The 13,185-nt window shown below is 71.1% G+C and carries 13 protein-coding genes; all 13 read left to right on the forward strand.

The annotated features are described in order from the left end of the window. Nucleotides 1-171 precede the first annotated feature (171 nt). A complete protein-coding gene (locus tag FS845_RS19885; protein WP_144638547.1) occupies nt 172-969 on the forward strand; it encodes a (Fe-S)-binding protein in 798 nt (265 codons plus the stop codon). After that, a complete protein-coding gene (locus FS845_RS19890) occupies nt 966-2,411 on the forward strand; it encodes a lactate utilization protein B (protein ID WP_144638549.1) in 1,446 nt (481 codons plus the stop codon). The genes FS845_RS19885 and FS845_RS19890 overlap by 4 nt, the downstream gene beginning before the upstream one ends. Continuing rightward, a complete protein-coding gene (locus tag FS845_RS19895; RefSeq protein WP_144638550.1) occupies nt 2,408-3,139 on the forward strand; it encodes a lactate utilization protein C in 732 nt (243 codons plus the stop codon). The genes FS845_RS19890 and FS845_RS19895 overlap by 4 nt, the downstream gene beginning before the upstream one ends. Before the next feature lie 222 nt (nt 3,140-3,361). Then, the gene (locus FS845_RS19900; RefSeq protein WP_144638552.1) at nt 3,362-4,366 is read left to right on the forward strand and encodes an acyl-CoA desaturase; all 1,005 of its coding nucleotides are present in this window, start codon (nt 3,362-3,364) and stop codon (nt 4,364-4,366) included. 34 nt (nt 4,367-4,400) lie between these two features. After that, nucleotides 4,401-4,661, forward strand: coding sequence for an acyl carrier protein (locus FS845_RS19905; RefSeq protein ID WP_144638554.1), 261 nt, complete (start codon nt 4,401-4,403; stop codon nt 4,659-4,661). A 14-nt stretch (nt 4,662-4,675) separates the two neighbouring features. Then, nucleotides 4,676-5,578, forward strand: coding sequence for an SAM-dependent methyltransferase (locus FS845_RS19910; RefSeq protein ID WP_144638556.1), 903 nt, complete (start codon nt 4,676-4,678; stop codon nt 5,576-5,578). Between the two features lie 73 nt (nt 5,579-5,651). After that, a complete protein-coding gene (locus tag FS845_RS19915) occupies nt 5,652-6,920 on the forward strand; it encodes a cytochrome P450 (protein WP_144638558.1) in 1,269 nt (422 codons plus the stop codon). Nucleotides 6,921-6,928: 8 nt separating this feature from the next. Further along, nucleotides 6,929-7,729 carry a thioesterase II family protein gene (locus tag FS845_RS19920; protein WP_144638560.1) on the forward strand — a complete coding sequence of 267 codons (801 nt, stop codon included), beginning with the start codon at nt 6,929-6,931 and terminating at the stop codon, nt 7,727-7,729. Beyond that, nucleotides 7,726-9,543, forward strand: coding sequence for a fatty acyl-AMP ligase (locus FS845_RS19925; RefSeq protein ID WP_144638562.1), 1,818 nt, complete (start codon nt 7,726-7,728; stop codon nt 9,541-9,543). Before FS845_RS19920 ends, FS845_RS19925 begins: the two co-directional genes overlap by 4 nt. Then, complete coding sequence (locus tag FS845_RS19930) at nt 9,540-9,989, forward strand: PaaI family thioesterase (RefSeq protein WP_144638564.1); 450 nt, start codon at nt 9,540-9,542, stop codon at nt 9,987-9,989. The genes FS845_RS19925 and FS845_RS19930 overlap by 4 nt, the downstream gene beginning before the upstream one ends. Nucleotides 9,990-9,995: 6 nt before the next feature. Beyond that, nucleotides 9,996-10,934, forward strand: a complete 939-nt coding sequence (locus tag FS845_RS19935) for an AEC family transporter (protein WP_144638566.1) — start codon at nt 9,996-9,998, stop codon at nt 10,932-10,934. Between the two features lie 59 nt (nt 10,935-10,993). Then, nucleotides 10,994-12,067: a TauD/TfdA family dioxygenase gene (locus FS845_RS19940; RefSeq protein ID WP_144638568.1), complete on the forward strand. Its 1,074-nt coding sequence runs from the start codon at nt 10,994-10,996 to the stop codon at nt 12,065-12,067. A gap of 25 nt (nt 12,068-12,092) precedes the next feature. Further along, nucleotides 12,093-13,184 carry a tetratricopeptide repeat protein gene (locus FS845_RS19945; RefSeq protein WP_144638570.1) on the forward strand — a complete coding sequence of 364 codons (1,092 nt, stop codon included), beginning with the start codon at nt 12,093-12,095 and terminating at the stop codon, nt 13,182-13,184. Nucleotide 13,185 lies beyond the last annotated feature (1 nt).

Below are 13,185 nucleotides of genomic sequence, written 5' to 3' on the forward strand. Positions count from 1 at the left end.
AGGGCGGTTTTCATCCGGGTTTTCCCTTCCATTCGTCCGATATTCGCAGCGCTTAAAACACTGTTGACATCCGCTTTCACGCTCTTTATTCTTTGGCCTGCTTGGTCAGACCAAGCAGGCCAGTAGGGCCAAAATATTCATAAACCTGACGAAAAACGCAGGAGACAGTCCGTGCAAGCTTCCCTCGCCACGCCGCCTGGCAGCGCGACCGGACCCGGACCCCGGGTCGGGCTGTTCGTCACCTGTCTGGTCGACCTGTTCCGTCCGTCGGTGGGTTTCGCCACCGTCGAGTTGCTGGAGCAGGCCGGTTGCCGCGTCGTGGTGCCGCAGGGGCAGACCTGCTGCGGCCAGCCGGCGCTCAACAGCGGCGACTTCGGCAATGCACGGGAACTGGCGCGGCGCACCATCTCCGCGTTCGAGGGCTGCGACTACGTGGTGGCGCCGTCGGGCTCGTGCATCCGCACGCTGCGGCACGACTATCCCGACATCCTGGCGCACGATCCGCGCTGGGCGGCGCGGGCCCAGGCCCTGGCCGAGCGGTGCCACGAGATCACCAGCTTCCTGGTCGACGTGATGGGCGGCGTGACGCTGCCCGCGGCCATCCCCGCCTGCACGGTCACCTATCACGACACGTGCTCGGGCCTGCGCGGCCTGGGCGTGCGCGAGCAGCCGCGGCAACTGCTGGCGCAGTTGCCGCAGATCACGCTGCGCGAGATGCAGAACACCGAGGTGTGCTGCGGCTTCGGCGGCACGTTCTGCGTGAAGTACCCCGAGCTGTCCGCCAAGATCGGCGGCGACAAGGCGGCCAGCGCAGCCGCCACCGGCGCCGACGTGCTGGTGGGCGGCGACATGGGCTGCCTGCTGCACCTGAGCGGCCGCCTGCGGCGCGACGCGGTGCCCATCAAGGTGTGCCACGTGACCGAATTGCTGACCGGCCGCATCGGCGCCGGCCTGGGGCAGCCGCAATGACGCCCGACACCGTCGCCGGCTCGTTCAAGACGCGCGTGGACCGCGCGTTGACGGACGTGCCGCTGCAATCCGCGTTGGGCGCCCTGGGCGACGGCTGGATCCAGAAGCGCCGCCGCGTGGTGGGCCTGATGCCCGAGTTCGAGCTGCTTCGCGAAGAGGCGCGCCAACTCAAGGACCACGTGCTTCAGCACCTGGACCACTATCTGCTGGCCTACGAGGCGCGCGTGGTGCAGGCCGGCGGCCACGTGCACTGGGCCGCCGGCGCGCAGGACGCGCGCCGCATCGTGCAGGACATCTGCCAGGCCGCCGGCGCGCGCACGGTGGCCCGAGGCAAGTCGATGGTGGGCGAGGAGATCGGCCTGAACCAGGCGCTGGAAGCCGCCGGCATGGAGGTCGTGGAAACCGACCTGGGCGAATACATCGTGCAGCTGGCCGACGAGATGCCCAGCCACATCGTGTTCCCGGCGCTGCACAAGACCATCGGCCAGATCTCCGACCTGTTCGACGCGCATCATCCGGGCCGCGCGGGCGGCCCGCAACGCACCGTCAGCGACGTCGTGCGCGAGGCGCGCGAGGTGCTGCGCGAGAAGTTCTTCGCGGCGGACGTCGGCATCACCGGCGCAAACTATCTGGTGGCCGAGACGGGCACCAGCGTCATCTGCACCAACGAAGGCAACGGCGACCTGTCGTCCACGCTGGCGCGCGTGCACATCGTCACCGCGGGCATCGAGCGCGTGGTGCCCACACTGGACGACGTGGCGCTGTTCACCCGCATCCTGGGCCGCAGCGCCACGGGGCAGGAGATCACGGCGTACACCACGTTCAGCACGGGGCCGCGCCGCGAGCCCGACCTGGACGGCCCGCGCGAGTATCACGTCGTGCTGGTGGACAACGGCCGCAGCCGCATGCTGGCGGGCGCGTTCCGTGACATGCTGCGCTGCATCCGCTGCGGCGCCTGCATGAACCATTGCCCGGTGTACGGCGCCGTGGGCGGGCATGCCTACGGCTGGGTCTATCCCGGACCCATGGGCGCCGTGCTGACGCCCCTGATGCGCGGCATCGAGCATGCGCCGGACCTGCCCAACGCGTGCACGCTCAACGGCCGGTGCGCCGAGGTGTGTCCGGTGAAGATACCCCTGCCCACGCTGCTGAAGCGGCTGCGGGGCATGCAGTTCGAGCGCCGCATGGGCTCGCCCATGGCGCGCCGCATGCTGGGCGTGTGGGCCGCGGTGGCGTTGCGTCCGCGGCTCTATCGCGCCATGAACGGCGTGGCCGCGCGCGTGCTGCGCCTGCTGGGCGGACGGCGCGGCGCCATCTCGCGCCTGCCCTTGGCGGGCGGATGGACGCAATCGCGCGACCTGCCGGCGCCGCAGGGCAGGACCTTCCAGGAACAGTGGCGCGGCCAGGATGCGGCGCGCGGACGTGACGGGAGTCAGCCATGAGTCCCAAGGACGCACACGACGATGCGCCGCACGAAGGCGCGTCGACGAGCCCGCAGGGCCGCTCAAAAGGCGAACACCGCGGTACGCAGCGTGACGGCACGTCATCCCGTGGACGCGACGCCGTGCTGGGCCAGATCCGCCAGGCGCTGGGCCGCGATGCCGCCACGGCCGTGCAGCCGCCCGCGCCGCCGCGCAGTTGGCGGCCGCGCGCCCTGGAGCCGGATGCGCTGGTCGACCGTTTCGTCGAGAAAGTTTTGGCGGTGCAGGCCACCTGCGCCCGCGTGGGCTCGCTGCACGACGTGCCCGCCGACGTGGCGCGCTACGTGGCGCAATGGGACCTGGCGCCGCGCCTGGTCGTTGCCGAGCCGCTGCGCGCGCTGCCCTGGCCCACGGCGCTGCCGGTGCGCGACGGCGCTGCCGGCAGCGAGGACCTGACGGCGGTGACGCTGTGCGCGGCCGGCGTGGCCGAGACCGGCAGCCTGATGCTGGCGTCCTCGCCGCGCACGCCCACCACGCTCAATTTCGTGCCGGACGTGTGCATCGCGGTGCTGCACGCTGAGGCCATCGTGTCCAACCTCGAACAGGCCCTGCGCCGCGTGGCGCCGGCCATGCCGCGCGCCGTCAACATCATCACCGGGCCGTCCCGCACGGCCGACGTCGAGCAGGTCGTGGAGATCGGGGTGCATGGCCCCCGGCAGCTCCACATCATCCTCATCGACCGCCCCTGAGCGGTCGGGGGCGGCCGCCCGGCCGCCTCGAAGCAGCAGGCAGCACGCGCAGCAGGAAGTCGGCAGCACGCAGCACGCACTACGCACGCGCAGCACCCAGCATGCACGCAGCATCCAGTGGATCGGCAGTCAGTACGCAGCGCCCCCAATACGCCGTGGCCGCTCAAGCGCGCCATGCCGCAAGCGATGTCCTGAAACGCGAGCACCTCGCGGGAGAACCCGATGTCTACCGAATTCGAGCAGGAGTACCAATCCGTCTACACCCGCGCCACGCTGGGGCAGGACAGCCAGCGGCGGGTCATCGACGACCCGTATCTGCACCGCCTGCAGCGGCGCCACGTCCTGCTGTTCGGCGTGCTGCCCATGATCGGCGCGCTGATTGCCTTCGCCCTCATTCCCGTCATCCCGCCGGGCTGGCCGGAACTGGGCGCATTCTTCGCGATGTGGGTTTTCTCCGGCCTGGGCATCTCGTCGGGCTACCACCGCCTGTTCGCGCACAAGACCTACAAAACTTACAAGCCGGTGCGCGTGCTGCTGGCCATCGCGGGCTCGATGGCGGGGCAGGGCGGTGTGCTGTCGTGGGTGGCCATGCACCGCCGCCACCACGAACGCGGCGACCAGGAAGGCGACATGCATTCGCCCAACCTGCACGGCCCCGGCTTCAAGGGCAAGCTGCGCGGCTTCGTCCATGCGCATTTCACGTGGATGATCGCGCACCCGTATCCCAACGTGGTGCACTACGCGCCCGATCTGGTGCGCGAGCGCTACATGGTGGCCGTCAGCCGCCGCTACTACACCTGGGTGTCGCTGGGCTTCGTGCTGCCGGCGGTGGCCGTGGCGCTGATCGAGCAGTCGTGGATGGGCCTGCTGACCGGCTTCCTGTGGGGCGGCATGGTGCGCATGTTCGTGCTGGAGCACGGCATCTGGTCGCTGAACTCGTTCTGCCACCTGATGGGCAGGCGCGTGTTCGTCACGCGCGACCAGAGCCGCAACATCGGCTGGCTGGCGCCCTTCATCTTCGGCGAGTCATGGCATCACAACCATCACGCCTTCCCCGGCTCGGCCTCGTTCGGGCTGGCCTGGTACCGCATCGATCCCGGTTTCTGGTTCATCAAGGTCCTGGGCTGGCTGGGCCTGGCCTGGGACATCAAAGTGCCCGCGCGCGAGCAGATCGCCCTGCGCGAAGCGCAGGCCGCCATGGCGCCGGCCGCCGGACTCCGGCGCTGAGCGGCGTTTTCCCTTCCCTTCAAGGAGCAGTGTCATGACCGAAGTGCTGCAGCAAGGCCAGGAAGCCCGCATCATCGAATGGTGCGCCGACTACGTGGGACGCGCGCTGAACATCGATCCGGCCCGCGTCGGCCCCGACGAGGAACTCGACAGCTTCGGCCTGGATTCGGCCGTGCTGACCTCGATGCTGATCGAGATGGAAGAGTGGCTGGGCGTGGACATCCCGCCCTCGGTGCTGTTCTCGCAGAGCACCCTGCGCGGCGTGGCCGGCGAAGTCGCCGGCCGCCTGGCCTGATCCCCGGGGGCGACATGAACACCGTTGCCGAGCTGGAACAGGATTATGGCGGTTCCGCCGACGCCATCAAGTACCACTACGACGTGGGCCGCGAGTTCTACCAGCTGTGGCTGGACGACTCGATGACGTACTCGTCGGCACTGTGGGCCGAGGACGGCGCGCCGGACACGCTGGCGGCGGCGCAGCGCCGCAAGATCGACCTGCACCTGCACCAGGCCCGCGTGCCGCGCGCGCGCCGCGTCATGGACGTGGGCTGCGGCTGGGGCGGCGTGGTGGCCGCCGCCAGCGCCATGCCCAACGTGCAGCAGGTGGTGGGCCTGACGCTCAGCGACGACCAGGCCGAATACGTCCGCGCCATGGGCCTGTCCAAGGCCGAGATCCGTCTGGAAAGCTGGGTGGACCACGTGCCCGAGGCGCCGTACGACGCGATCATCTCGGTGGGCGCGTTCGAGCACTTCGCCAAGCCCGAGGACAGCATCGAGGAAAAGATCGCGGTGTACCGCCACTTCTTCGAGAAGTGCCGCGGCTGGCTGGCGCCGAACGGCCGCATGTCCCTGCAGAGCATCGCCTACGGCAACATGCGCCGCGAGGATTCCAGCGCCTTCATCAACAACGAGATCTTTCCCGCGTCCGACTTGCCCACGCTGGACGAGATCGCGCGCGCGGCGGACGGCGTGATGGAGATCACCGCGGTCTACAACCACCGCCTCCACTACGCGCGGACGATGGAAGCCTGGGCGCGCAACCTGCGCGCGCGGCGCGCCGAGGCCGTGGCGCTGGTGGGCGAGGAGACTACCGCGCGCTACGAGACCTACCTGACGCAGACGGCGGTGGGCTTCTACATGGGCAAGATCGGCCTGCTGCGCCTGGCGCTGCGGCCCATCGCGTCCAGCTGGAAGGAAAACGCCGCGTACTGAGCGTACGGTACGTCGCGCGCGTCGCGGGACAAGGCCCGCGCCGCGCGCGACGCTACAACGACGGAGCAGACACATGGCTGACGATGTCCGCCGCACGGCCGCCCCCGTGCGCTTCAATCCGATGGATCCGGCCTTCATGCAGGATCCGCACGACGTGTACGCGCGCCTGCGCCGCGAGGCGCCCTATCTGCTGACGATGGGCACGCGCATCCTGACGCGCTACGCCGACGTGCAGGCCGCGCTGAAGGACCGCCGGCTCAGCGTCGCGCTGATCCCGGACACCATCGTGCGCAGCGCGCGCAAGCAGGGCGTGGGCGACGTGGCGCAGATCGAGCGCTTCATCCGCAACTCCATCGTGTTCACCGACGCGCCAGAGCACACGCGGCTGCGGCGCCTGATCAACCAGGCCTACACGCCCGCCACCATCCGAGAGCTGCATGGCCTGATCGACGACGAGGTGGGCGCCTGCCTGGAGGCGTTCGACGCCCAGGGCCACGACGACCTGGTCGCGCACGTGGCGCAGCCCCTGCCGGTGAACGCGCTGTGCGCCTGGATGGGCGTGGATCCGCGGGCGCGCACGGGCATCGCCGGGCACATCCACGTCATCCGCTACCTGCTGGATCCGGGCCTGATGACGCCCGCGCATTTCGCGTCGGTCGGCGGGTCGCTGGCCACGCTCACCGATTTCTTCATCGCCCATGCGCGCGCGGTGCGCCACGATGGCCGGCGCAACCTGGTCAGCATGCTGTGCGAGGCGGAAAGCGGCGGCGACCGGCTGGCGGAAGAGGAGGTTGCCTTCGCCTGCATCATGTCCTTCGTGGCGGGCACCGAGACCACGCAATGCCTGATCGGCAACCTGCTGATCGCGCTGGCACGCCATCCCGAGCAGATGCAGGCGCTGCGCGCGGATGCGGCCCTGCTGCCTGTGGCGGTGGACGAGGCCACGCGCTACGAGACGCCCCTGCAGCTGACCAAGCGCGTGGTGCCGGAGCCCGTCGAGATCAACGGCCAGCCCGTGGCGCGCGGCGAGCAGCTGCTGCTGTGCATGGGCGCCGCCAATCGCGACGAGACGGTGTTCGAGCGGCCCGACCGCTACGACCTGGCGCGCAAGGGTCCGGGCCACGTGGGCTTCGGCGTGGGCATGCATTCGTGCCTGGGCGGACTGCTGGCGCGCGTGCAGGCCGAGCGCTGCCTGGGTGCGATGCTGGCCCGCTACCGCGACATCGACCTGGGCGAGGCCACGGTGCAGTGGCAGACGGACAGCCTGATCCTGCGCGGTCCGCGGCGCCTGCCGCTGCGCGTGCATCCCGCCGGCCCGGGCCAGGCCCGGCGCGCGGCCTAGGACGGACCATGCGCGAACACGACTGGTTTCCGCATGGCGCGCCGGCCGCCGCCCTGGACGGCGCGACGTGGCTGTACTGCTTCCATCACGCGGGCGGCAGCGCGGCTTCATATGCCGCATGGCGGCAGGGACGGCCGGACGGCACGCGGGTCTGCGCGGTCCAGCTGCCGTGCCGGGCTGGACAGCCGGTGCAGGGCGTGGCTACGTCGATGGCCCGGCTGGTGCCGCCGCTGGCCGACGCCTTCGCTCGCCATCGCGCCGGCGCCGACACGCCCTTCGTGTTCTATGGGCACAGCCTGGGGGCGCTGGTGGCCTTCGAACTGACGCGCGCGCTGCGCCGCCGCGGCCTGCCGCAGCCTGCGCTGCTGGTCGTGTCCGGACGCCGGGCGCCGGCCTGCGCGCTGCGCGGCCGCCCGTTGTGGGACCGGCCCGACGAAGAACTGCTCGACGCCCTGGCACGCATGGGCGGCATGGCGCCCGGGCTGCTGGCCAGTCCCAAATGGCGCGATTTCGTGCTGCCGTCGCTGCGCGCCGACCTGCGGCTGTCAGACATGTACCCGCGCCCGGTCGAGCCGCCGCTGGCGCTGCCCATCCACGCGTTCCGCGGCCACGACGATCCCATCCTGGCGCCGGACGAGATCGCCGCCTGGCGGCGCGAAACCACCGCCGCGGGCCACGTGGCCACGCTGCCCGGCGCGCACTTCTTCGAGGCCGCGGGCACCCGGGCCCTGCTGGCGCACATCGATGCCGAACTGACTGCGCTGGCGCAGGGTGCGGCGTCGTCACCCACCCTGGAGATGCTGGCATGAGCCAACCCTTGCCTGATCAGCCCGCCACGCTGGCGAGCCTGGCGCGTCATTGGGCCCGCACGCGCGAAGCGCAGCGCGCCTTCGTATTCCTGGGACCCGAGAACGTCGAGGCCGAGGTGCTGACCTATGCCGGGCTGGACGGCGCGGCCCGCGCGCTGGCGGCCGATTTGTCGGCGCACGCCATGCCCGGCGACCGCGTGCTGCTGATGTTCCAGTCGGGCCTGTCCTTCGTGGTGTCGTTCTTCGCCGCGCACTACGCGGGCATGATCCCGGTGCCCGTGGTGCCGGTGCGCAACGGCCGCCTGCGCGACGCCTCGCTGTCCATCGCGGCCGATTGCCGGCCCGCGGTGCTGTTGGCGCCGGACGACCAGGTCGACGCCGCGGCCCGGCAGTTGCGCGCGCTGCCCGAATTGGCTCGCGTGCGGCCGCTGGGCGTGGCCTTCGACACCCTGCGCGCCAGGGCTCGGGCACAGGGCTGCTCGGCCGACGCCGCGCACCCCGCGCAAATCGGCATGCTGCCGCCCGAAAGCCCCACGGCCTTCCTGCAATACACCTCGGGATCCACCTCCGCGCCGAAAGGCGTTTGCGTGAGCCAGGCCAACCTGTTCGCCAATCTCGAGATGCAGCGGCTGGCCCTGCGCAATCCGCCGGGCGCGGTCTACGTGGGCTGGGCGCCGCTCTATCACGACATGGGCCTCATCGCCAACGTGCTCGAGCCGTTCTACCTGGGCGGGCTGTGCGTTTTGATGGCGCCCTCGCAGATGGCCCAGTCGCCATGGCTGTGGCTGCAGGCGATCTCCGACTACGGGGCCCATACCAGCGGCGGATCGAACTACGCCTACGACCTGTGCGTGGCGCGCCTGTCGCGCATCCTGCGCGGCGGCATGGACCTGTCGCGCTGGAAGGTCGCCTTCAACAGCGCGGAGCCCGTGCGCGCCGATACCGTGCGCCGCTTCTGCGAGGCCTTCGCGCCGCTGGGCTTTCGCCGCGAGGCCATGTTCCCCTGCTACGGCATGGCCGAGGCCACGCTGCTGGTCACGGGCGGCGGCCAGGCCTCGCGGCCGGTGCTGCGCACCATCAGCAAGCAGGGCCTGGCGCTGGACCGCTGCGCCGCGCCGCTCGGGGATGGCGACCGCTACGACGTCGTGGGCTGCGGCGCCGCCGTGCCGGGCGCCGGCGTGGCCGTGGTCGATCCCGACAGCCGCGTGGCGCTGCCCGAGGGCAGCGTGGGCGAGATATGGGTGTGCGGGCCGCACATTCCGTTGGAGTACTGGAACCGGCCGTCGGCCAGCCGCGAGACCTTCCATGCCCGCCTGCGCGGCGACGCCTCCGGGCAGCGCTACCTGCGCACCGGCGACCTGGGATACCTGAACGGCGGCGAGCTGTACGTCACCGGGCGGCTGAAGGACATGCTGGTGGTGCGCGGCCGCAACCTCTATCCGCAGGACATCGAACTGGTGGCCGAGCGCGCCTATCCCGGGCTGCGTCCGGGCAGCGCGGCGGCGTTCGCGCTGCAGGGCGAGGGCGGCGAGGCCCGCACCGGCCTGGTGATCGAGGTGGAGCGCACGCAGCGCCTGCACTTCGATGCCGAGGCCGCCGCGCGCGACGTGCGCCGCGCGGTGCTGGACGAGTTCGACATCATGCTGCACGAACTGCGCTTCGTCGAACCCGGCTCGGTGCCCAAGACCTCCAGCGGCAAGGTGCGGCGCGCCGAGAGCCGCGAACGCCTGCTGCGCGACACCATGCCCGTGGTGGGGCCGCCCCGTATGCACGGCGTGCCCGTGGCCGAGCCCGCCGTCGCGGAGGAGTCATGAGCGACGCGCCGATCCGGCCCGCCATCGCGGTGCCGGCGCAGGCCGGCACGCCGCGCGAGGCCATCGAGGCCGTCATCGCGCGCACGCCCTTCGCGGTGTGGCTCGGCGCACGCCTGGACGCTTATGGCGATGGCCAGGCCACGCTGTCCATCGCGCTGCGCCCCGACCTGACCATGCACCACGGCTTCGCGCATGGCGCGGTGCTGGGTTTCATGGCCGACAGCGCGTGCGCATGGGCCGCCGCGTCGGTGGCGGGCGACGTGGTCACCGCCGAATACAAGCTGAACCTGCTGGCGCCCGCCGTGGGCAAACGCCTGAGCGCCACGGGCCGCGTCGCCAAAGTGGCCGGCCGGCTGATCGTCTGCCAGGCCGACGTGCATTGCGAGCTGCGCGGCCGCGGCACCCTGGTGGCCATCGCCCAGGCCACCATCACCAAGTTCAAGTGAGACCCGATGAACGCAGGCCTGTTCGATGTGATCTTCCCGGTGTTCGCCCTGATCGCCTGCGGTTTCGCCGCCGGCCGGCTGGGCTGGATGAGCAGCGCGCATTCCGACGGCCTGAACCGCCTGGTGTACTACCTGGCGTTTCCGGCGCTGCTGTTCATCGTGATCGCGCGCACGCCGCGCGCCGAGATCGTGCAGGGCGGCTTCCTGCTGGCCTGGACCCTGTCGGTGCTGGTGGGCTACGCGCTGACCTGCCTGCTGAGCCTGGTGGCGCGGCGCGACGGCTGGGGCGCGATGGGCGTGCGCTCGATGAACACCACCTGCGGCAACACCGCGATGATCGGCATCCCGTTGTGCGTGGCCGCCTTCGGGCAGGACGCCGCGCTGCCCGCGGTGCTGGCCACCACCGTGCTGGCCGTGCTGAACCTGAGCCTGACGCTGCTGTTCCTGGAGGCGGAGAAGCAGCGCGGCGGCGCGCAGGGCGCGGTGGCGCTGAAGATCGCGCGCGCACTGGCCTCGAATCCGCTGCTGATCGCGGTGGTGTGCGGCATCGCCTACGCGCTGCTGCTGGGCGCGCCGCCGGCCGCCCTCGACCGCCTGTTCCAGACGCTGGGGTCTGCGGCGATTCCGTGCTCGCTGGTGGCGGCCGGCATCTTCATCTCGGGGCAGAAGCGCTGGTGGGCGGCCAGCGGCATGCTGCCCTTCGCTGCCCTGAAGCTTGCTGCCATGCCCGTGCTGGCGTGGCTGCTGGCCACGCAGGTGTTCGGGCTGGACGCCCGGACCACCGCGGTGCTGGTGGTGCTGTCGGCCATGCCGCCAGCCTCCACCGGCTTCGTCATCGCGCAACGCTACGGCACGCTGGTGGACGAGAGCGCGTCGATGCTGGTGTTTTCAACCATAGTCTCGGTCGCGACGCTGACCGTGCTGCTGGCCTGGGTCCAGGCTTGACACGTCCTGCGTGAGACCGGCGGGGCCTGCATGCGGGCCCCATCCAAGGAGGAGCGAAGATGATACGAGTCGACGAAATCCCCCCAGGCGAGGGCCGCGTCCCGATGATCTGGCAGGTGCGCGAAGGCGCCGGCGCCAGCGTCGAGGACATCGCCGCGTGGCTGTCGGAGCGGCGCGAACGCTACGACCAGCAGGTGCGTGGATACGGCGCGCTGCTGCTGCGCGGCTTCTCGGCGCCGCGCGGCGCGGTCGACTTCGAGGCCCTGCTGGAGCCCACCGCGCCGGTGCTGCAGGACTACGTGGGCGGCACCTCGCCGCGCAAGGTGGTGCGCGGCAAGATCATGACGGCGACCGAAGTGCCGGGCATCTATTCCATCCCGTTGCACCAGGAAATGTCCTACACCGCGCGGCTGCCGGCGCGTATCAGCTTCTTCTGCGTGACGCCGGCCGCGCGCGACGGGCAGACCACGCTGGGCAACATGCGCGAGATCACCGAGCGCCTGGACGACGGCGTGCTGCGCCGCTTCGAGGAGCACGGCGGCGTGCAGCTGCGGCGCAACCTGCCGCTGCCCGAGCAGACCGCCCAGCGGCCCGGCGTGCCCAAGCCCTGGACCGAGGTGTTCGGCACGACCGACCGCGACGAGGCCGGCGCCACCGCGCGGCAGAAGGGTTGGCGCGCCGAGTGGCTGGACGACGGCTCGATGCAGCTGTGGCAGGAGATCCTGCCCGCCATGCGCCCGCATCCCGACGATGGCCAGGTGCTGTGGTGCAACCAGATCCACATCTTCGCGCCCGTGGCCTCGCTGCGCTGGGCGCTGAACGACGGCCGCGCCGATTTCGCCATGCGCCTGGCCCAGGCGCGCGCCACGCAGCCGCACCTGCTGGACCAGGTGTTCTACGGCGACGGCAGCCCCATCACCGACGAGGACGTGCTGCACATCGCGCGCACGCTGGACGAGGCCGCCTGGCCGCTGGACTGGCGGCCCGGCGATTTCCTGATGCTGGACAACATGCGGGTGGGCCACGGCCGGCGGCAGTACCAGGGCGGCCGTTCCATCCTGACCGCGCTGATCGGCCAGGCGGCCGAGGCGCCCGCCAGCGCCCGCGCGCAGCCCGCGCCGGCCCATGCCTGACCGACACGAGCAGAGGAGAACGAGCATGAACGACGAACGCGACGCGCACGCCTGGGTCGACGGCTGGCTGGCCAGCGAACAGGCCGCGCTGGACCCGGAGTTCCCGCGCTGGATGGCGCTGCTGAACCGGCGCCGCGCTGGCCAGAGCTGGCACAAGCACGGCACCTTCCGCGATCACCTGACCACGGTCTACCGCATGTTGAAGCTGTGGGGCCAGGACCGCGACACCTGCCTGTGCGGGCTGTTCCACAGCGTGTACTCGAACGAGTACGTCGACCTGGCGCTGTTCGATCCGCTGGAGGGCCGCGGCGTGCTGGCCGGCGAACTGGGGCAGGGCACGGAGGAACTGATCCACCGCTTCTGCACCATCCCGCGCACGGCCATGGTGCTCGACATGCTGGCGCGCGACCGCATCCCCGCCGACGGCATCGAACTGCGGCGCGGCGACGAAGTGTTCACGCTGACCCGCCGCGAGGTGGCGGTGTTCACCGTGGTCACCGTGGCCGACCTGATGGAGCAGTGGTACAGCTGGCAGGAGGACACCATGTCCTCGTACCCGCACACAGGGCGGCTCGACGCCGCGCCGCTGTGGAGCGTCACGCTGTGGCCCGGGCCGTTCCGTCCCGGCAGTTCGGGCCTGGCGCTGGCCTCGCGGCTGGCGCGGCACCTGCCGGGGCTGGGCATCCCCGTGCCGCCGGTGTTCGAACGCTGCACGCGCACGCTGGACGCCGAGGACGAGAGCGCCGCTGCCGCGCTGTACTGGCAGGTGGCCTCGCTGAACGTGCCGCTGGTCGATCCCGCGCACACGCGCCGCCTGCTGGAAGCCGCCGTCGCGCACAACCCATGGGTGGGCGAGCCGTACCTGCAACTGGCCCAAGTCTTCCTGATGCAGGGCAACTTCGAGGCGGCCGCCGAGCGCGCTCGGCAGGGCCTGAAGCTGCTGTCCGACTGGGGCGTGCAGTGGGACAAGCGCGTCACGTGGGAAGGCTGGATCGTGTGGGGCCGCATGCTGGTGCAGCGCGCCCAGGACCGATCCTGGCCGGGCGTGCTGCGCGACTTCAACAACCTCGGCCTGGTGCGGGCCGAGACGCCCGCGCTGCGTTCCGTGGCGGCCTGAC

Origin of the sequence: Bordetella genomosp. 13 (assembly GCF_007679965.1) — a bacterium.
GTDB lineage: Bacteria > Pseudomonadota > Gammaproteobacteria > Burkholderiales > Burkholderiaceae_B > Bordetella.

Bases quoted from the DNA above. Each gene is read 5' to 3' on its own strand.
- FS845_RS19890 (WP_144638549.1), top strand. From the start codon at position 966: ATGACGCCCGACACCGTCGCCGGCTCGTTCAAGACGCGCGTGGACCGC.
- FS845_RS19895 (WP_144638550.1), top strand. From the start codon at position 2,408: ATGAGTCCCAAGGACGCACACGACGATGCGCCGCACGAAGGCGCGTCG.
- FS845_RS19900 (WP_144638552.1), top strand. From the start codon at position 3,362: ATGTCTACCGAATTCGAGCAGGAGTACCAATCCGTCTACACCCGCGCC.
- FS845_RS19905 (WP_144638554.1), top strand. From the start codon at position 4,401: ATGACCGAAGTGCTGCAGCAAGGCCAGGAAGCCCGCATCATCGAATGG.
- FS845_RS19910 (WP_144638556.1), top strand. From the start codon at position 4,676: ATGAACACCGTTGCCGAGCTGGAACAGGATTATGGCGGTTCCGCCGAC.
- FS845_RS19915 (WP_144638558.1), top strand. From the start codon at position 5,652: ATGGCTGACGATGTCCGCCGCACGGCCGCCCCCGTGCGCTTCAATCCG.
- FS845_RS19920 (WP_144638560.1), top strand. From the start codon at position 6,929: ATGCGCGAACACGACTGGTTTCCGCATGGCGCGCCGGCCGCCGCCCTG.
- FS845_RS19925 (WP_144638562.1), top strand. From the start codon at position 7,726: ATGAGCCAACCCTTGCCTGATCAGCCCGCCACGCTGGCGAGCCTGGCG.
- FS845_RS19930 (WP_144638564.1), top strand. From the start codon at position 9,540: ATGAGCGACGCGCCGATCCGGCCCGCCATCGCGGTGCCGGCGCAGGCC.
- FS845_RS19935 (WP_144638566.1), top strand. From the start codon at position 9,996: ATGAACGCAGGCCTGTTCGATGTGATCTTCCCGGTGTTCGCCCTGATC.
- FS845_RS19940 (WP_144638568.1), top strand. From the start codon at position 10,994: ATGATACGAGTCGACGAAATCCCCCCAGGCGAGGGCCGCGTCCCGATG.
- FS845_RS19945 (WP_144638570.1), top strand. From the start codon at position 12,093: ATGAACGACGAACGCGACGCGCACGCCTGGGTCGACGGCTGGCTGGCC.